Annotated in this window: 18 protein-coding genes; 16 read left to right on the plus strand and 2 right to left on the minus strand. The window is 71.6% G+C overall.

Annotated features, from left to right (window positions below):
• Positions 1 to 69: 69 nt before the first annotated feature.
• The 6 genes from frr to rlmN are packed head-to-tail and all read left to right on the plus strand — an operon-like array spanning position 70 to position 7,019.
• Positions 70 to 591 (plus strand): ribosome recycling factor, encoded by a 522-nt coding sequence (gene frr, locus AFL01nite_RS11215; RefSeq protein ID WP_371862827.1) that lies wholly within the window; start codon positions 70 to 72, stop codon positions 589 to 591.
• Complete coding sequence (locus AFL01nite_RS11220; protein ID WP_246119691.1) at positions 581 to 1,429, plus strand: phosphatidate cytidylyltransferase; 849 nt, start codon at positions 581 to 583, stop codon at positions 1,427 to 1,429. The genes frr and AFL01nite_RS11220 overlap by 11 nt, the downstream gene beginning before the upstream one ends.
• Before the next feature lie 4 nt (positions 1,430 to 1,433).
• On the plus strand, positions 1,434 to 3,905 hold the full coding sequence (locus tag AFL01nite_RS11225) for a circularly permuted type 2 ATP-grasp protein (protein WP_146827769.1): 2,472 nt from the start codon (positions 1,434 to 1,436) through the stop codon (positions 3,903 to 3,905).
• On the plus strand, positions 3,902 to 4,777 hold the full coding sequence (locus AFL01nite_RS11230; protein ID WP_146827770.1) for a transglutaminase family protein: 876 nt from the start codon (positions 3,902 to 3,904) through the stop codon (positions 4,775 to 4,777). Before AFL01nite_RS11225 ends, AFL01nite_RS11230 begins: the two co-directional genes overlap by 4 nt.
• A 50-nt stretch (positions 4,778 to 4,827) precedes the next feature.
• The gene (locus AFL01nite_RS11235; protein WP_146827771.1) at positions 4,828 to 5,820 is read left to right on the plus strand and encodes a zinc-binding metallopeptidase family protein; all 993 of its coding nucleotides are present in this window, start codon (positions 4,828 to 4,830) and stop codon (positions 5,818 to 5,820) included.
• Positions 5,821 to 5,873: 53 nt separating this feature from the next.
• Positions 5,874 to 7,019: a dual-specificity RNA methyltransferase RlmN gene (gene rlmN / locus AFL01nite_RS11240; protein ID WP_146827772.1), complete on the plus strand. Its 1,146-nt coding sequence runs from the start codon at positions 5,874 to 5,876 to the stop codon at positions 7,017 to 7,019.
• A gap of 118 nt (positions 7,020 to 7,137) precedes the next feature.
• Here the strand turns inward: rlmN and AFL01nite_RS11245 are convergent, their stop codons facing one another.
• A complete protein-coding gene (locus tag AFL01nite_RS11245) occupies positions 7,138 to 7,797 on the minus strand; it encodes a response regulator (protein ID WP_146827773.1) in 660 nt (219 codons plus the stop codon).
• Positions 7,785 to 8,942, minus strand: a complete 1,158-nt coding sequence (locus tag AFL01nite_RS11250; RefSeq protein WP_246119692.1) for a sensor histidine kinase — start codon at positions 8,940 to 8,942, stop codon at positions 7,785 to 7,787. The genes AFL01nite_RS11245 and AFL01nite_RS11250 overlap by 13 nt, the downstream gene beginning before the upstream one ends.
• Before the next feature lie 130 nt (positions 8,943 to 9,072).
• On the opposite strand from AFL01nite_RS11250, the gene AFL01nite_RS11255 reads away from it, so the two are divergent.
• The 10 genes from AFL01nite_RS11255 to AFL01nite_RS11300 are packed head-to-tail and all read left to right on the plus strand — an operon-like array spanning position 9,073 to position 18,821.
• The gene (locus AFL01nite_RS11255; protein WP_186813924.1) at positions 9,073 to 9,984 is read left to right on the plus strand and encodes an ABC transporter ATP-binding protein; all 912 of its coding nucleotides are present in this window, start codon (positions 9,073 to 9,075) and stop codon (positions 9,982 to 9,984) included.
• Positions 9,981 to 10,808: an ABC transporter permease gene (locus tag AFL01nite_RS11260; RefSeq protein WP_146827776.1), complete on the plus strand. Its 828-nt coding sequence runs from the start codon at positions 9,981 to 9,983 to the stop codon at positions 10,806 to 10,808. The genes AFL01nite_RS11255 and AFL01nite_RS11260 overlap by 4 nt, the downstream gene beginning before the upstream one ends.
• Positions 10,809 to 10,851: 43 nt before the next feature.
• The gene (locus AFL01nite_RS11265) at positions 10,852 to 11,577 is read left to right on the plus strand and encodes an enoyl-CoA hydratase (protein ID WP_146827777.1); all 726 of its coding nucleotides are present in this window, start codon (positions 10,852 to 10,854) and stop codon (positions 11,575 to 11,577) included.
• Positions 11,577 to 12,035 carry an AMP-binding protein gene (locus tag AFL01nite_RS11270; protein WP_146827778.1) on the plus strand — a complete coding sequence of 153 codons (459 nt, stop codon included), beginning with the start codon at positions 11,577 to 11,579 and terminating at the stop codon, positions 12,033 to 12,035. The genes AFL01nite_RS11265 and AFL01nite_RS11270 overlap by 1 nt, the downstream gene beginning before the upstream one ends.
• Positions 12,036 to 12,089: 54 nt before the next feature.
• Entirely contained in the window at positions 12,090 to 13,310 is a 1,221-nt protein-coding gene (dxr, locus tag AFL01nite_RS11275; RefSeq protein WP_222593505.1) for a 1-deoxy-D-xylulose-5-phosphate reductoisomerase, read from the plus strand.
• Positions 13,307 to 14,608 carry a M50 family metallopeptidase gene (locus AFL01nite_RS11280; RefSeq protein WP_146827780.1) on the plus strand — a complete coding sequence of 434 codons (1,302 nt, stop codon included), beginning with the start codon at positions 13,307 to 13,309 and terminating at the stop codon, positions 14,606 to 14,608. The genes dxr and AFL01nite_RS11280 overlap by 4 nt, the downstream gene beginning before the upstream one ends.
• Before the next feature lie 17 nt (positions 14,609 to 14,625).
• Positions 14,626 to 15,756 (plus strand): flavodoxin-dependent (E)-4-hydroxy-3-methylbut-2-enyl-diphosphate synthase, encoded by a 1,131-nt coding sequence (ispG, locus tag AFL01nite_RS11285; protein ID WP_146827841.1) that lies wholly within the window; start codon positions 14,626 to 14,628, stop codon positions 15,754 to 15,756.
• Between the two features lie 42 nt (positions 15,757 to 15,798).
• Complete coding sequence (locus tag AFL01nite_RS11290; protein ID WP_146827781.1) at positions 15,799 to 16,665, plus strand: GNAT family N-acetyltransferase; 867 nt, start codon at positions 15,799 to 15,801, stop codon at positions 16,663 to 16,665.
• A 29-nt stretch (positions 16,666 to 16,694) separates the two neighbouring features.
• Entirely contained in the window at positions 16,695 to 17,069 is a 375-nt protein-coding gene (locus AFL01nite_RS11295; RefSeq protein WP_146827782.1) for a DoxX family protein, read from the plus strand.
• 9 nt (positions 17,070 to 17,078) lie between these two features.
• On the plus strand, positions 17,079 to 18,821 hold the full coding sequence (locus tag AFL01nite_RS11300) for a proline--tRNA ligase (protein ID WP_146827783.1): 1,743 nt from the start codon (positions 17,079 to 17,081) through the stop codon (positions 18,819 to 18,821).
• The last annotated feature ends 80 nt before the right edge of the window (positions 18,822 to 18,901 follow it).

Raw genomic sequence — 18,901 nt, forward strand, 5'->3', positions numbered from 1 at the left:
CGTGGGCACCCCGACGATGCAACGGAGCATGACGTGATCGACGAGACACTGCGCGATGCCGAGACCCGGATGAAGAAGGCGGTCGAGCACACTCGCGACGAATTCGAGGGAATCCGGACGGGCCGCGCGCACCCCGCGATGTTCGCCCAGATCACCGCCGACTACTACGGGACGCCCACGCCCCTGCAGCAGCTGGCCGGGTTCCAGGTGCCCGAGGCGCGCACCGTCATCATCCAGCCGTTCGACATCGGCGCGAAGGCGGCCATCGAGAAGGCGATCCGCGACTCCGACCTGGGCGTCAACCCGTCCGACGACGGCAAGGTGCTGCGCGTGACGCTCCCCGAGCTGACGCAGGAGCGTCGCAAGGAGTACATCAAGCTCGCCCGGTCCAAGGCCGAGGACGGCCGCATCGCCGTGCGCGGCGTGCGTCGCAGCGCCAAGCAGACGCTCGACAAGGCCGAGAAGGACTCCGAGATCAGCAAGGACGACGTCACCGGCGCCGAGAAGCGCCTCGACGCCGTGACGAAGAAGCACGTCGACCAGATCGACGAGGCGTTGAAGCTCAAAGAGGCAGAGCTCCTTGACGTCTGACGTCCCGACTCCCGACGCGGCCGGGGAGAAGAAGACCGGCCGCGCCGGACGCGACCTTCGCGCCGCGATCACCGTCGGCGTCAGCCTCGTGGCGATGGTCCTGCTGTCCCTGTTCTGGGTGAAGGACCTGTTCCTCGCCGTGGCCGCGGTCGCCCTCGTGGTGGCCGCGCTCGAGATCGCCCGCGCCCTCGCCACGGCGGGCATCAAGGTGCCGCTGGTGCCGGTGCTCACCGGCGGCGTCGCGATGCTCGTCGTCGGCTTCTACGACGACATGGACACCGCGGCCGCGATCATGGCCCTCACCGTCATCGCGACGATGGCGTGGCGGCTGCGCGAGGGCAGCGACGGCTTCGTGCGCGACGCGACGGCCGGCATCTTCCTGCTGTCGTACCTGTTCCTCATGGGCACGTTCGTCATGCGCATGCTCGCCGTCGACGACGGCGTCTGGCGCGTCGTGGCGTTCATCCTCGTGACGATCGCCTCCGACATCGGCGGCTACGCCGCGGGCGTGCTCTTCGGCAAGCACCCGATGGCGCCGACGATCTCGCCCAAGAAGTCCTGGGAGGGCTTCACCGGCTCGCTGCTCGCCGGCATCGCGTGCGGCGTCCTCATCGTCGTCTACGCGCTCGAGGGCCCGTGGTGGGCCGGGCTCGTGCTCGGCGTCGCGGGCGTGTGCTTCGCGACCCTGGGCGACCTGTGCGAGTCGCTGATCAAGCGCGACCTCGGCATCAAGGACATGGGCGACCTCCTCCCCGGACACGGCGGCCTCATGGACCGGCTCGACTCGCTCATCGCCGTCGCGCCCGTCGCGTACCTGGTGATGTACCTGCTGGTCTGACGCCATGACCGTCCTTCGCGACTACGCCGCGTCGGTGACGCAACCGTCGCTCGGCCAGTCGGCGGCCCTCTTCGACGAGGTCGCCAGCCCCGACGGCACCCTGCGCACGGCGTGGAAGCGGCTCGCGGCCGAGGCCGTCGACCTCACCCTTCCCGAGCTCAACCGGGTCGGGGGCGAGATCACGCGTCTGCTCGGCGACGAGGCGGTCGTCTACACCCCGCCCGGTGGCGAGCAGCGCTCCTGGCGCCTGGATCCCGTGCCGCTGGTCATCGCCGCCGACGAGTGGGCCGTGCTCGAGAAGGGCCTCGCGCAGCGCGCCGAGCTGCTGAACGCGATCCAGCTCGACCTCTACGGCCCGCAGGAGCTGTTGTCGCGCGGCACGCTGCCGCCGAGCATCGTCTTCGGCCACAGCGGGTTCCTGCGCGTGGTGGCCCGGACCCGGGTCGACCACCAGCGCCAGCTCGTCATCACCGGCACCGACCTCGGGCGGACGCCGACGGGGGAGTGGCAGGTCCTGGCCGACCGCGCCCAGGCCCCGTCCGGCATCGGCTTCGCGATGGAGAACCGCCGGGTGCTGTCGCGCGTGCTCCCCGTCGCGTACCGCGAGGCGGGCCTGCACCGCCTGGCCCCGTTCTTCCAGGCGCTGCGCGTCTCGCTCACGCAGGCGGCCCCGCACGGGCGGGACAACCCCCGTGTCGTGGTGCTCTCCCCGGGCCCGACGTCCGAGACGGCGTACGACCAGGCCTTCATCGCGACGACCCTGGGCTTCCCGCTGGTCGAGGGTAGCGACCTGGTGACCCGCGACGGCGCGGTGTGGATGCGGGTGCTGGGCCGGCTCGAGCGCGTCGACGTGATCCTGCGGCGGGTGGACGCCGACTGGAGCGATCCGCTGGAGCTGCGCGGTGAGTCGCAGCTGGGCGTGACGGGCCTGACCGAGGCGGTGCGCCGCGGCTCGGTCACCGTCGTCAACGGCCTCGGGTCCGGTGTCCTGGAGAACCCGGCCCTGCTGCCCTTCATGTCGGCGATGTGCGAGCAGCTGCTCGACGAGCCGCTGCGCCTGGCCGGGGTGCCGACGGTCTGGGCCGGCACGCCCGAGGGGCGCGACCAGGTGATCGACCGACTCGACGCGCTGGACGTCCGCCGCATCGACCCGCCGTTCGAGGTCGACCTGGCGCGTGACGCGCTGGTGGCCGCGATCGTGGCCGAGCCGTACCGCTTCGTGGGGCAGGAGCGGGCGACCGTCTCGGTCTCGCCGACCCTCGACCGCGGCATCCTGCAGCCGCACGCGCTGACCCTGCGGGCGTTCACCCTGCGTCACGGCTCCAGCTACCGCCCCATGATCGGCGGCCTCGCCACCGCCGCCCCGATCGGCACCGCGCCCGACCAGGTGGGCGTCAGCAAGGACGTGTGGGTCCTCAAGGAGTCGCCGGACGAGCCCGACCAGGGCCTGCTGGACCAGCTGCCGGTCTCGCAGGCCCGCGCCCCCGTCACGCAGGTGCCGCGCGTGCTCGACGACCTCTTCTGGCTCGGCCGCTACGCCGAGCGGGTCGAGGACCTGCTGCGCCTCGCGATCGTCACGCACGAGCTCGCCGAGGACTTCCAGGGCCGTCCGCACTCCAGCGGCGGGCAGACGCTCTCGGTCGTCGCCGGCACGCTGCGGTCGCTCAGTCCGTCGGCGTACGACCGCGCCGACTTCGAGGGCGACCTGCGCTCGCTGCTGCTGGACGCGCGGCGGCCGGGGTCGGTGGCGCAGACCGTGGCGCGGCTCAAGGAGATCGCGCAGAGTGTGCGCGACCAGGTGTCGCCGGACCTGTTCCGGGTGTTCGGTGCGATGGACCGCGCCCGGGGCGCGCTGGCGGCCAACCCCCACGGCTGGCAGATCGGCGAGAGTGCCGGCCGGATGCTCACCGACGTCCTGGCCCTGCACGGGGTCACCGGCAACATGGTCCGCGACGAGGGCTGGCACCTCATGGAGATCGGCCGGGGGATCGAGCGCAGCCTCCAGCTGTGCCACGTGATCGGACCGACGCTGTCCGCGCGGCGCGGACTCGACGTCGATCGCGACCTCCACCACGCCGTCCTGCAGGCGTCCGAGAGCGCGATCACGCACCGCCGCCGTCACCGCGGCGTGGTGCGCGGGGCGTCCGTGCTGGACCTGCTGCTGCTCGACGAGACCAACCCGCGCTCGTTGCTGTTCAACCTGCGCGCCATCGACGCGTCCCTGGCGACGCTGCCCGGCTCCAGCGGCTCCACGCGCCCCGAGCGGCTCGTCGACGACCTGCTGGAGGAGCTCGACCGGCTGGACGTCGCGGACCTGTTGGCCACCGAGGGCGACCACCGGCCGAACCTCGCGCGGTTCGCCCACGCCACGGCCCAGCACCTCATGCGGCTGTCCGACGCCGTCGGCGAGGTCCACTTCGCCACCGGACCCGTACCGCGGTCGCTCGCGTTCTCGACCGTCGGAGCCGGCGCATGAGGTACCGCGTGTGGCACCGCACCACCTACACGTACGACGAGGACGTGTCGAACAGCTACGGGCTCGCGCACGTCGTGCCGCGCGCCTCGCCGACGCAGCACGTCGAGTCGGTGGACGTCCGGATCGAGCCGACGCCGGGCGATGCCACGCGCGACATGGACTACTACGGCAACGCGGTCACGTACTTCCAGGTGACGTCCCCGCACCGCACGCTCGTGGTCGACGCGACGAGCGAGGTCGAGGTCGTCCCGCCCGTCCACGACCCGGCGGTGCTGGCGACCCCGTGGGAGCAGGCGCGCCCGGCCGACCGACCCGACGTCGACGGCGCGTGGCGGGCCGTCGACTTCTCCCTGCCCTCGACCCTGGTCGACCAGACCGAGCAGGCGCGGGCGTACGCCGCCGAGTCGCTCGTCCCCGGCCGTCCCGTCGGCGAGGCGGTCACCGACCTGATGCACCGGATCCACGCCGACTTCACGTACGACAAGGGCGCCACGACGGTCACGAGCCGGATCGACGACGTGTTCGCCCAGCGCGCCGGGGTCTGCCAGGACTTCGCCCACCTGACGCTGTCGTGCCTGCGATCGCACGGGCTCGCGGTGGCCTACATCAGCGGCTACCTGGCGACGACCCCGGCGCCGGGGCGCGAGCGTGTCGTCGGTGCGGACGCGTCGCACGCGTGGGCGGCCGTGTGGCTCCCGGACGGCAGCTGGCTGGCGCTCGACCCGACGAACGACCAGTGGGCGAACGACCGCTACGTCACCGTGGCCCGGGGGCGCGACTACAAGGACGTCCCGCCGGTCAAGGGCATCATCTACACCGACGCCAAGTCGTCCACCCTCGACGTGCAGGTCGACGTCGCGCCGCTGGTGTGATCTGAGCCGCCGAGGTGGCGCGAGCCGCCCGGCGGCGACAGGGTGGGAGCGTGCGTGCCTTCGAGTGTCGTCAGTGCGGCAACCCCCTCTACTTCGAGAACTCCACGTGCGTCGCGTGCGGGGCGCGACTCGGGTTCTCCCGTGAGGAGCGGGCGATCGTCCCCGTCGACGCGCAGGGCCGGTACGTCGACGCCGAGGGTCTCGTGTGGTGGCTGTGCAGCAACCGCGACCTGTCGGCCTGCACGTGGCTCACCCGCTTCGAGGGGACGCTGTGCTCCAACTGCTCCCTCACGCGCACGCGCCCCAACGACGCCGATGCAGCCGGCATGCGCGCGTTCCCCGGTGCCGAGTCGGCGAAGCGCCGGCTGATCGTCGAGCTGGACGCGCTCGAGCTGCCGATCGTCACCCGCGCCGAGGACCCCGAGAACGGGCTGGCGTTCGACCTGCTGTCGAGCGCGAACAAGCAGGTCACGACGGGACACCAGAACGGCATCGTCACGATCGACCTGGCCGAGGGCGACAGCGTGCACCGCGAACGGCTCCGGCGCGACCTCGACGAGCCGTACCGCACCCTGCTCGGCCACTTCCGGCACGAGACGGGCCACTACTACGAGGCGCTCCTCGTCCGCGGCGACCGCCTCGAGGCCGCGCGGGAGCTGTTCGGCGACGAGCGCGAGGACTATGCCGAGGCGCTCGACCGGCACTACGAGCAGGGGCCGCCCGCAGGATGGCGCGACCGCTACATCAGCGCCTACGCCACGATGCACCCCTTCGAGGACTTCGCGGAGTCCTTCGCGCACTTCCTGCACATCACCGACACGATCGACACGGCCTGCTCGTTCGGCCTCACGTCGGTCGACATCGCGGCGTTCCGTTCGTTCCGGGACCTCGTGACGGGCGTGTGGATCCCCCTGTCGGTCGCGCTCAACCAGATCAACCGGTCGATGGGCAAGGATCCGCTCTACCCGTTCGTGATCGCCGGTCCCGTGCTGGACAAGCTGGAGTTCGTCGCCTCGCTGTCGCCGCGGTACCAGGCACTCTGAGCCGCGGTCGCGCGGATTCGTTGCGGGTGGGGCTCGTCTGGGACACTGGAGTCATGGCCAACGAGGTGAATGTCGCGGACGTCAATCCGAAGCCGCTGCCCCTCGTGATGGCACCGGCGAAGGGGCGGGGCAAGCCGCCGCGCCACCTGGCCGACCTCTCGGGTGACGAGCGCAAGGCGGCCGCCGAGGAGCTGGGACTCCAGCCGTACCGCGTGAAGCAGGTCGCGCACCACTACTACGCGCGGCACGAGCGCGACCCCGAGCAGATGACCGACCTCCCCGCGAAGGAGCGCGACGCCATCGTGGGCGCGCTGCTGCCGCCCTTGCTGTCGCAGGTGCGCGTGCTCGAGGCCGACAAGGGCACGACCCGCAAGACCCTGTGGCGCCTGTTCGACAACGCGCTCGTCGAGTCGGTGCTGATGCGCTACCCCGACCGCGCCACGATCTGCGTGTCCAGCCAGGCCGGCTGTGGCATGGCCTGCCCGTTCTGCGCCACCGGCCAGGGCGGTCTGCAGCGCAACATGAGCACGGCCGAGATCATCGACCAGGTCGTCGACGCCGCCCACCAGATGTCCTCCGGGGCGATCCCCGGCGGCCCGGGCCGGCTGTCGAACGTGGTCTTCATGGGCATGGGTGAGCCGATGGCCAACTACAAGGCCGTCATCGGCGCCGTGCGCCGCATGGTGGCTCCCGCTCCCGACGGGCTGGGCATGAGCGCCCGCAACATCACCGTCTCCACCGTGGGCCTCGTGCCGCGGATGCTGCAGCTGGCCGAGGAGGGCATCCCGGTCACCCTCGCGCTGAGCCTGCACGCGCCCGACGACGAGCTGCGCAACGAGCTGGTGCCGATCAACAACCGCTCGAGCGTCGCCGAGACCGTCGCGGCCGCCTGGAACTACGCGAAGACGACGAAGCGCCGCGTCTCGATCGAGTACGCGATGATGCGCGACATCAACGACCAGGCGTGGCGTGCGGACATGCTCGGCGACGTCCTGAACTCCTACGGCGACTGGGGCTGGGTGCACGTCAACCTCATCCCGCTGAACCCGACGCCCGGCTCCATGTGGACCGCCTCGCGTCGCGAGGACGAGCGCGAGTTCGTCCGCCGCCTCGAGGCCAAGGGCATCCCGACGACGGTCCGCGACACCCGCGGCTCCGACATCGACGGCGCCTGCGGCCAGCTGGCCGCCGCCGAGTAGGACCTCCGGGGGCGCAATCGCCTCTCCCACCCCACTTTTGGAACTCGTTTCACGTCGACGGAGTGCTCAGACGTGGATCCGGTTCCAAAAGTTGTCACGGGCTGGTCGGAGGCGAGCCTCAGAGGCAGCCGGCGTCGTGCATGGTGATCGCCACCTGGACCCGGTTGGTGGCGTCGAGCTTGGCGAAGATGCGCGAGATGTGCGCCTTCACGGTGGCCAGGCTCATGAAGAGCTCGCCCGCGATCTCGGCGTTGGAGCGGCCCTGTCCGACCGCTCGGGCGACGTCCAGCTCGCGCTCGGTCAGGGTGTCCACGAGCCGGGCGGCGTCGGTGCGGCGGTGGTCGGTGGTGTCCGCCGTGACCTGCCGGATGAGGTTCTCGGTCACCGCGGGCGACAGCATCGGCTCTCCGGCCATCACCGCCTCGATCGCCTGCACGATGCGCGGGGGAGGAGTGTCCTTCAGCAGGAAGCCCGCGGCGCCGGCCGCCAGCGCCGCGACGACGTGGTCGTCGGCGTCGAACGTCGTCAGCACGAGGACCTTCGGGGCGTCGGGCTCCGCGGTGATCGCCCGGGTGGCCTCGATGCCGTCCATCACCGGCATGCGCAGGTCCATCAGGACGAGGTCGACGGGCCGCTCGCGCAGGACGGCCAGCGCCTCGCGCCCGTCGGCCGCCTCGGCCACGACCTCGACGTGCGGGGAGCCGCCCAGGATCAGGGCCAGCCCCGCCCGCACCAGAGGGTCGTCGTCGGTCAGCAGCACCCGGGTCACGCGTTCCATGGCAACCAGACTCTCAGGACGTGGTGGTCCGACAGCGTCGCGTGGTGCAACCGGCCCCCGGCGAGCTCGGCCCGCTCGGCCAGGCCCACGAGCCCCAGGCCCGACGGGGGCAGGCTCGACGGGGCCTGCCCGGCGGGCAGCGGGTTCGACACCTCGATGACGAGCCCGTCCTCGGGCCCGCCGGACACGGCCAGGTGCACGCGCGCGTACGGAGCGTGCTTGGCCGCGTTGGTCAGGCCCTCCTGCACCACGCGGTACGCGGTGCGGCCGATCCCTCCCGGGACCGCGGACGGGTCGACCAGGAGCTCGGCGACGAGGTTCATGCCCGTGCCCCGGAAGTGCCCCAGCAGGTCGGGGATCGCGGCGGCCGTGGGCTGCGGCGGCTCGGGCTCGGCGTCCCCGGCGTCCTCACGCAGCACGCCCAGCACCTCGCGGAGCTCGACCAGCGCCAGCCGGGAGCTCTGCTCGATCGTCGCGGCCGTCGCCTTGACCTCGTCGGCGGAGAGGTCGTCGCGGTAGGACAGGGCGCCGGCGTGCATCGTCACGATCGAGATCCGGTGGGCGAGCACGTCGTGCATCTCGCGCGCGATCCGGGCGCGCTCGGCGATCCGGGCCTGGGCCACGCGCGCGGCCTGCTCGGACTCGGCGGTCTCGGCCCGGTCGCGCAGGGTGGCCAGCAGCTCGCGTCGCGAGCCGACGAACATGCCCCAGCCCACCGTGATCGCGATGATCGTCGTCAGCAGCGCGAGGTCGACCAGGATCAGCTCGCGGCCCTGGCCCGAGGGGTCGCCGAAGAGGATGAAGCCACCCCCGGACAGGGCGCTGGCGGCGCTGACCGGCAGGATCTCCCGCCAGCGGCGCCGCGTGGAGAGCGAGAACAGCGCCAGGGTCGCGGGTCCGCCCGCCGACAGGAAGAACCCGGCGACGAGATTGGTCGACAGGGCCACCGCCACGGGAAAGCGCCGGCGCCAGAAGACGGCCACGAAGCTGGCGGCGCCCAGCAGGAGGTCGAGCCAGAACCACCAGCGGGCCTGCTCCCACTGGTACTCGACCAGGGGCGACCACGCGATGGCCGAGATCAGCATCACCAGGCCGATCCGCCACGTGTACCCCCACCGGGAGATCGGGGGAGCGGGCGTCGTCACCGGTTCAGGATAGGTGCGCTCGACGCGGGGAGGCATCGGACCGGCGGCCGACGCACCCCCTACTTTCGGCCATCGGGTCTGGCGTGTCGGATGCAGCGCCGGAGCCGCCGGACACGGCAGGGTGGAGTCCATGATCGAAGTCCGAAATCTCTCCAAGTCGTACGGCGACTTCCGCGCCGTCGACGACGTCTCGTTCGTGTGCCAGCCGGGTCGCGTCACCGGCTTCCTCGGCCCGAACGGCGCCGGCAAGTCCACCGCGATGCGGATGATCACGGGCCTGACCCGTCCCTCCTCCGGCACCGCCACGATCGGCGGCGTCGCCTACGCCGACATCCCGAACCCCGCCGCGCAGGTGGGCGTCCTGCTGGACGCGTCGGCCCAGCACGGCGGCCGCACGGGCCGCGAGGTGCTGACCATCGGCGCGCGGGCGATGGGGCTCCCCGCCGAGCGCGTCGACGAGATGCTCGCGCTGGTGGGCCTGACGCCCAAGGAGTCCAAGCGGCGTGTGCGCAATTACTCGCTCGGCATGCGCCAGCGGCTCGGCATCGCCCACGCGCTGCTGGGCGATCCGCGGGTCCTGATCCTCGACGAGCCGGTCAACGGACTCGATCCGGCCGGCATCCACTGGATGCGCCAGCTGCTGCGCGAGTACGCCAACCGCGGCGGCACCGTGATGCTCTCGTCGCACCTGCTGCACGAGATCCAGATCATCGCCGACGACCTGATCGTCATCGGCCACGGCCGCATCGTCGCCATGGGGACGAAGGACGACCTGCTCCGCACCGCCGGCAGCCGCGTCCGGGCGCGCGACAACGCCGCTCTCGTCCGTGCGCTCGAGGCCGCCGGACTGGAGGCGAGCCAGGCGTCCGACGCCGTCACCTCCACCGCGACGCCCGAGCAGGTGGGCCTGGCCGCGGCCGCGGCCGGCGTGCCCCTCATCGAACTGCGCGAGGCCGACGGCGCCGGCCTGGAGGCCATGTTCCTCCAGCTGACCGCCGAGGACCAGCGCGACGTCATCGCCCCCGAAGGAGTCCAGGCATGAGCACGCTCACCAACCAGCCCACGATCGACACGACCCGACCGGCGATCCCGTTCGGGCGCGAGGTCCGCGTCGAGACGCGCAAGATGTTCGACACCCGCGGTGGCCGGTGGCTGTTCATCATCACCGGCCTGCTGATCGTCCTGGCGATGGGTCTCACGCTGCTCGTCGTCGCGCTCAACGACGAGGTCACGATCACCGCCTCCGGGTTCTCGGACGTCATGACGATCCCGGTCTCGATCCTCGTCCCGATCTTCGCGATCCTGACGGTCAGCAGCGAGTGGAGCCAACGCACGCACCTGACGACGTTCACGCTGCAGCCGAACCGCGGTCGGGTGGTGGCGGCGAAGTTCGTCTCGGTCACCCTGCTCGCCGTCGGCACCATCGTCCTGGCCGTCGCCCTCGGCGCCGTGGGCAACGTCGTCTACGGGCTCATCACCGACCACGATGCGGTGTGGAACGTCTCGGGCAAGCAGCTGTTCTGGACGGTCGTGCTGCAGCTGGTCTTCTTCTGGATGGCCTTCGCCCTCGCGACCCTGCTGCTCAACACGCCCGCCACGATCGCGGTCTTCTACGTGGTCGCGCTGATCCTGCCGGTCATGGTCTACCCGGTCCTGAGCTTCATCTTCGAGTGGGCGCGCGACCTGCTGCCCTGGGTGGACTTCAACTACGCGGCGATGCCCCTGATCAGCGGCGAGAACTTCTTCGGAGAGGCGGTGGACGTCGGTCCCGTCGAGTACGTGCGGTTCGCGTTCACGATCTTCCTGTGGGTCGTGGTGCCGGGCGTCCTGGGCTACCTGCGGATCCAGCGCACCGAAGTGAAGTGAGGCCGAGCCGTCCGCGCGATGGTCGCTCGCTAGGTTGGGTCACATGCCCGACCTGCTGACCATCGCGCGCGACGGCGACGTCGTCGTGCTGACCCTCGGCCGTCCCGACCGGCGCAACGCGCTGAACCTGGCGCTGTGCCGCGAGATCCACGAGGCCGTCGTCGACGCCGTCGACCAGGAGGCTCGCGCCCTCGTGGTCACCGGGGACGGATCGGCCTTCTGCGCCGGCGCCGACCTCGACGGCGTGTACGGCGACGAGTTCATCGAGGCGCTGTACCGGATGCTGCACCACCTGGCCGAGGTCCCGGTCCCGGTCATCGCGGCCGTCAACGGCCCGGCGATCGGGGCAGGCACCCAGCTGGCCATCGCGTGCGACCTGCGCGTCGTCGACGAGCGTGCTCGCTTCGCGGTGCCCACCGCACGCAACGGCATGGCCGTCGACGCGTGGACGATCCGCACCCTGGCCCAGCTCGCGGGCTCGGGCCGCGCCCGGCGGGTGATGCTCGCCGCGGACACGATCGACCGGGACGAGGCCCTCTCGTGCGGCCTGGCCGATCGCGCCGGCAGGCTCGAGGACGCCGTGGCGTGGGCGCACGAGATCGCCACGCTGGCGCCGCTGACCCTGGCCCACAACAAGCTCGTCCTCAACGGCAGCACCGACGACGAGCGCATCGCGCAGAGCTTCGCCGACGTCTGGGCCAGCGAGGACGTCAAGGAAGCCGCCACCGCTCGCGCCGAGAAGCGCGACCCGATCTTCCGGGGGCACTGATGGGACGGCCGCAGAGCGTCGCGTTCCGGGCGCTCGACCGCCACGTCGTCGCCGGCCGGGCCGACGAGGCCGCGCTGTCCACGGCGTCGGGCACGCTGTCGTACGCCCAGCTGCTGCACGAGTCGGCGTCGCTGGCCGGCGGCCTGCGTGACCTCGGACTGCGTGCCGGGGCTCCGGTGCACCTGGACGTGCCCGACCGCCACCTCTGGGTCGTCAGCGTGCTGGCGATCGTCCGCCTGGGCGCCGAGCCCGACCCCGACGCGTCGTTCACGATCACGGGCGATCCGGTCATGATCCGCGCCGCGGACGAGGAGTACGAGTTCGACCTGGTCCTGCGCGCGGGGCGCGTCGACCCGGCGCCCTCGTCCGTCCACGACGAGGGCGACTACGGCGAGCGGATGGAGCGCCGGTTCGGCGACGTCCTGGCGACGCTGTTGCACGGTGGCACGCTGACCTGAGCCGGTTCCGCCGCGAGGGTCCGCGGTTCGGCGGCCGGTGCCACAATGGGCCCCATGAGTTCGCGCGTGGTCGTTCTGGGCTCGACCGGGTCGATCGGCACGCAGGCGCTCGACCTGGTGCGAGCCAATCCCGACCGGTTCGACGTGGTGGCGCTGGCCGCCGGGGGCGCCGATCCGTCGACCTTGGCGTCGCAGGCGCTCGAGTTCGGCGTCGAGGTCGTCGCCGTCGCCAATGCGACCGCCGCCCAGGACGTTCAGCTGGCCCTCTACGCCGAGGCGCAGCGCCGTGGCTGGTCGGCGGGGGAGTACCGGCTGCCGCGACTCCTCGCCGGGCCCGATGCCGCCGCCGAGGCCGCTCGCGTCCCCGCCGACACCGTGCTCAACGGCATGACCGGAGCGGTCGGCCTGCTGCCGACGCTCGCGGCGCTCGAGACCGGTGCCACGCTCGCGCTGGCCAACAAGGAGTCGCTGATCATCGGCGGCAGCCTGGTGCTCGACGCCGCGAAGCCGGGACAGCTCGTGCCCGTCGACTCCGAGCACTCCGCCCTGGCGCAGGCCCTGCGCGGTGAGGACCCCGAGGACGTCCGCCGCCTGGTGCTGACCGCCAGCGGCGGCCCGTTCCGTGGCCGCACCCGCGACGAGCTCCGCGACGTGACGCCCGAGCAGGCCGCGGCCCACCCCACCTGGGACATGGGCCCGGTCATCACGATCAACTCGGCCACCCTCGTCAACAAGGGGCTCGAGGTCATCGAGGCGCACCTGCTGTTCGGGATCGAGTACGAGCGGATCGACGTCGTGGTGCACCCGACCTCCGTCGTGCACTCGATGGTCGAGTTCGTCGACGGATCGACCATGGCCCAGGCGTCCCCGCCCGACATGAGGCTGCCGATCGCCCTCGGCCTGTCCTGGCCCCGCCGCGTCCCCGGCGCGGTGCCCGCCTGCGACTGGACCTCGCCCACGGCGTGGGAGTTCTTCCCGCTCGACGAGACCGCCTTCCCGGCGATCTCCGTCGCGCGGCGGGCCGGCTCGTTCGGCCGCACGGCCCCGGCGGTGTTCAACGCCGCCAACGAGGTCTGCGTCGCCGCCTTCATGGCCGGCGACCTCGACTTCCTCGGCATCGTCGACACGGTCGCCGCCATCGTGGACGAGCACCTGGTCGATCCGGTGTGGGCCACCGGCGACCTGACCGTCGAGCGGGTCCTGGCCGCCGACGCCGCCGCGCGCGACCGCGCCCGCGAGGTCGTCGCCGGGCGCGCGGAGGTGACGAGCCGATGATGTACGCGCTCGGCGTGATCGTCTTCCTCATCGGCGTGGCCGTCTCGATCGCGCTGCACGAGGTCGGGCACATGTGGCCGGCCAAGAGGTTCGGCGTCAAGGTCACCCAGTTCTTCGTCGGCTTCGGCCGCACCGTGTGGTCCGTCAAGCGGGGCGAGACCGAGTACGGGCTGAAGCTGATCCCGCTCGGTGGCTTCGTCAAGCTCGTCGGCATGCTGCCGCCCGAGCGCGAGGAGCGCGACCACGACGGGCACCTCGTCGTGCGCTCCTCCAACACGGGCATGTTCACGCAGATGGCCACCGACGCACGGGCCGCCGAGTACGAGGACGTCGACCCGGCCGACGAGGACCGGCTGTTCTACCGCAGGCCGTGGTGGCAGAAGGTCATCGTGATGGCCGGCGGCCCGACGGTGAACCTGCTGATCGCCACGGTCCTGTTCGCGATCTCGTTCATGGCGTTCGGGGTGCCCACGCCGACCACCACCGTCTCGCAGGTGTCCGACTGCGCCGTCACCGACGCCGAGGCCGGGCGCGCCTGCACGGACGCCGATCCGATCACGCCCGCTCGGAAGGCCGGCCTCGAGCCCGGGGACGTGCTCACCACGTTCAACGGCGAGCGGCTCGACGACTGGACCGAGCTCACCACGCTGATCCGCCGCAACGGCGACCGCGAGGCCACGATCGGCTTCGAGCGCGACGGCACCGCCCAGCAGGTCACCGTCAACACCTCAGTACTGGCGCGTGCGTCGATCGACGACCCCGAGCGGGTCGAGAACGTCGGCTTCCTCGGCGTCTCGCCGGAGTTCGTGACCGAGCGCCAGGGACCCCTCTTCGTGGTCGACCAGATGGGCGAGATGATCGGCGCCACCGCCAACGCGCTGGTGCACCTGCCGGTGCGCATGGTCGGCGTCGTCCAGGCCGCGTTCGGCGCCGAGCGGGAGGCGGACGGCCCGGTCAGCGTCGTGGGCGCCAGCCGCGTGGCGGGCGAGCTCGTGACGTACGACGACCCGACCTGGGGCGAGCGCGCGCAGCGCATCATCAGCCTGCTGGCGAGCCTGAACCTGTTCCTGTGGCTGTTCAACCTGATCCCGCTGCTGCCGCTCGACGGCGGCCACATCGCCGGGGCCCTCTGGGAGCAGCTCCGTCGCACGTTCGCGCGCCTGCGCGGACGGCCCGATCCGGGCTTCGTCGATGTCGCCAAGATGCTGCCCGTGGCCTACGTCGTGGGGGTCCTCCTTATAGTCATGGGTGTGGTCCTGATCTATGCCGACATCGTCAATCCGGTGAGAATCTCGTGACCGGGGTCGACCTCGGAATGCCCGAGGCTCCGCCGCCGGTCCTCGCGCCTCGCCGCCCCACCCGCAAGATCAAGGTGGGCTCGATCGACGTCGGCGGCGACGCCCCGGTCTCGGTCCAGTCGATGACCACGACGCTCACGTCCGACATCAACTCGACGCTGCAGCAGATCGCCGAGCTCACCGCCGCCGGCTGCGACATCGTGCGCGTGGCGTGCCCCAGCCAGGACGACGCCGAGGCGCTCCCCGCGATCGCGCGCAAGTCGCAGATCCCGGTCATCGCCGACATCCACTTCCAGCCCAAGTACGTGTTCGCCGCGATCGACGCCGGCTGTGCCGCCGTCCGCGTCAACCCGGGCAACATCCGCAAGTTCGACGACCAGGTCGGCGCGATCGCCAAGGCGGCCAAGGACGCGGGCGTCTCGCTGCGCATCGGAGTCAACGCCGGATCGCTCGACAAGCGCCTGTTGGAGAAGTACGGCAAGGCCACGCCCGAGGCGCTCGTCGAGTCGGCCGTGTGGGAGGCGTCGCTGTTCGAGGAGCACGACTTCCACGACTTCAAGATCTCGGTCAAGCACAACGACCCCGTCGTCATGGTGAAGGCCTACGAGATGCTCTCCGAGCGCGGCGACTGGCCGCTGCACCTGGGCGTCACCGAGGCCGGCCCGGCGTTCCAGGGCACGATCAAGAGCGCCACCGCGTTCGGCGCACTGCTCAGCAAGGGCATCGGCGACACGATCCGCGTCTCCCTCTCGGCCCCGCCGGTCGAGGAGGTCAAGGTCGGCATCCAGATCCTGCAGTCGCTGAACCTGCGACCGCGCAAGCTGGAGATCGTCTCCTGCCCCTCGTGCGGCCGCGCGCAGGTCGACGTCTACACGCTCGCCGAGCAGGTCACCGCCGGCCTCGAGGGGATGGAGGTGCCGTTGCGCGTCGCCGTCATGGGCTGCGTCGTCAACGGCCCGGGCGAGGCCCGCGAGGCCGACCTCGGGGTCGCGTCCGGCAACGGCAAGGGCCAGATCTTCGTCAAGGGCGAGGTCATCAAGACCGTGCCCGAGAGCCAGATCGTCGAGACCCTCATCGAAGAGGCCATGCGCATCGCCGAGACGATGGAGCCGGTCGAGGGCGGCGGCGCCTCGGTCTCCGTCTCCTGACGGAGCCGTGTCGCCCACCGGACCGCCGGTTACGCTTTTCCCATGACTGAGGTCTGCGACACACCCGCAGCGACGTCCTCGTACGTGAGGCCGTTGGGGCGGGCCGACCTCGAGCTCATCCACGAGGTCCTCGAGCGCGAGCCGCTCGTCGACATGTTCGTGCGCCACCGGGTCGACTCCACCCGCCTCGACCGTCGGTGGTTCGGGGCCGAGCTGTGGGGCTACTTCGAGGACGGTGCGGCGGTGTCGCTGCTGCACGTCGGCGCCAACGTCGTCCCGGCGCAGGCCACGCCGGCCGCGATCGAGGCCTTCGGCAGCCGCTTGCTCTCACACGGTCACAAGCCCAGCTCGCTGGTCGGCCCCGCCCGGGCCGTGCTGCCGCTGTGGGACCTCGTCAAGGACGCGTGGGGCCCGGCGCGGTCGCCGCGTCCGGCGCAGCCCTTCATGGTGCTCAAGCACGACAGCGACGTCCCGCTCGACCCGCGGGTCAAGCCGGTGCGGATCGACCAGGTCGACACCCTCTACCCCGCGTGCGTGGCGATGTTCACCGAGGAGGTCGGCGTCCACCCCGAGTCGGTCGGCTCGCCGAGCGGCTACCGGGCCCGGGTCACGCAGCTCGTGTCGATGGGCTGGTCCTACGCGATCATCGAGAACGACACCGTCCTGTTCAAGACCGAGGTCGGCGCCGCGACCGACACCGGGTGCCAGCTCCAGGGCGTCTGGGTGCACCCCGACCTGCGCGGCACCGGCGTCGCCGCCCCCGCCCTGGCCTCGGTGATCCGGCAGGTGCGCCGCTCGGTGGCCCCGTCGGTCACGCTCTACGTCAACGAGCACAACACGCCCGCCCGGCGCGCCTACGAGAACGTCGGCTTCCGCCAGGTCGAGACGTTCGCCTCGATCCTGCTCTGACCCGCACCGCCCCCACCGGAAGAAGACCCATGTCCCGTCGCACCGACCTGGCGCTCGTCGCCGTCCCGTTCGCCGTCTCCGGTGTCATCCACCTGGTCCGGCCCCGGGTCTTCGAGGCGATCGTGCCCAGGTTCCTGCCCCGTCACCGCGAGCTCGTCCTGGCCTCGGGCGTGGCGGAGCTCGTCTGCGCGGCGGCCGTCGTGGCGCCGCGCACCCGGCGGGTGGGGGCGCTGGCGTCCGCCGGACTCCTCGCCGCCGTGTTCCCCGCCAACGTGCAGATGGCCGCCGACGTGGTCCGCAGCCGGCGCGCCTCGCCGGCGTACAAGGCCGGCGTCGTGGCACGGCTGCCGCTGCAGTGGCCGCTCATCCGGGCGGCCCTGAGCCTGGCGCGCGCCAGCCGATAACCTCGTGCCATGCGCATGAGCCAGCTGTTCCTCCGTACCCTGCGCGACGATCCCGCCGATGCCGAGGTGCCGAGCCACAAGCTGCTCGTCCGCGCCGGCTACGTCCGTCGCGTCGCCCCCGGCATCTACTCGTGGCTGCCGCTGGGCCTGCGGGTGCTGGCCAAGGTCGAGGCGATCGTCCGTGAGGAGATGGCCGCGATCGGCGGCCAGGAGGTGCGCTTCCCCGCGCTGCTGCCGCGCGACCCGTACGAGGCGACCGACCGCTGGACCGAGTACGGCGACAACCTCTTCCGGCTCAAGGACCGTCGCGGCAACGACATGCTGCTCGGCCCGACGCACGAGGAGATGTTCACGCTGCTGGTCAAGGACCTGTTCGGCTCCTACAAGGACCTGCCGGCGGTCCTCTACCAGATCCAGACGAAGTACCGCGACGAGGCGCGTCCGCGCGCGGGCATCCTGCGCGGCCGCGAGTTCATCATGAAGGACTCGTACTCGTTCGACGTCACCGACGAGGGACTCGAGCAGGCCTACCAGGCGCATCGCGCCGCCTACATCCGGATCTTCGACCGGCTGGGCTTCGACTACGTCATCGTGAAGGCCGACTCCGGCGCGATGGGCGGCTCGGCCAGCGACGAGTTCCTCGCGGTGCTCGAGACCGGCGAGGACACCTTCGTCCGGTCGCCCGGCGGCTACGCTGCGAACGTCGAGGCGGTCACCACGGTCGTTCCCGACGCGATCGCCTTCGACGGACTGCCGGCGGCGCACGCCGAGCAGACGCCCGACACCCCCACCATCGAGACGCTCGTCGCCCACGCCAACGCCGCGTTCCCGCGCGACGACCGCCCGTGGACCGGTGCCGACACGCTCAAGAACGTCCTCATCATGCTGCGCCACCCCGACGGCTCCACCGAGCCGCTGGCGATCGGCCTGCCCGGCGACCGCGAGGTCGACGCCAAGCGGCTCGAGGTGCAGGTGTCGCCGGCCGAGGTCGAGCCCTTCGGCGAGGAGGACTTCGCCCGGTACCCCGACCTGGCCAAGGGCTACATCGGTCCGGGCGTGCTGGGCACCGAGAACGCCACCGGCATCCGCTACCTCACCGACCCGCGGGTGGTCGACGGCACCAGCTGGATCACCGGCGCCGACGTCCACGGCTCGCACGTCTTCGACCTGGTCGCCGGCCGCGACTTCACGTCCGACGGCACGATCGAGGCAGCCGAGGTGCGCGCCGGCGATCCCGCGCCCGACGGCTCGGGTCCGCTCGAGCTCGCCCGCGGCATGGAGATGGGCCACATCTTCCAGCTCGGCCGCAAGTACGCCGAGCGGCTGGGACTGCAGGTGCTCGACGAGAACGGCAAGCTCGTCACGGTCACGATGGGCTCCTACGGAGTCGGCGTCTCGCGCGCCGTCGCCGCAGTGGTCGAGGGATCGTACGACGAGCTCGGCATCGTGTGGCCGAAGGAGGTCGCGCCGTTCGACGTGCACCTCGTGGTGGCGGGCAAGGCTCCCGAGCTGTTCGAGGGTGCCGACGGCATCGTCGCCGACCTCGAGGCCGCCGGCCTGGATGTGCTCTACGACGACCGGCCCAAGATGTCGCCCGGCGTGAAGTTCAAGGACGCTGAGCTGATCGGCGTGCCGACGATCGTCGTGGTGGGCAAGGGCCTGGCCGACGGCGTCGTCGAGGTCAAGGACCGCGCCACCGGCGAGCGCCGCGACGTGGCCGTGGCCGACCTGGTCGCCACGCTGACGGCCTGAGCTCCGCCTCCGGCGGACGAGATGTGTAGCGTTGGCCACCCGTTTTCCGGGGATTTCCGTGGAATTCAGTGGAGAACGCC

Source organism: Aeromicrobium flavum (assembly GCF_007992115.1).
In the GTDB taxonomy this organism is placed as follows: domain Bacteria; phylum Actinomycetota; class Actinomycetes; order Propionibacteriales; family Nocardioidaceae; genus Aeromicrobium; species Aeromicrobium flavum.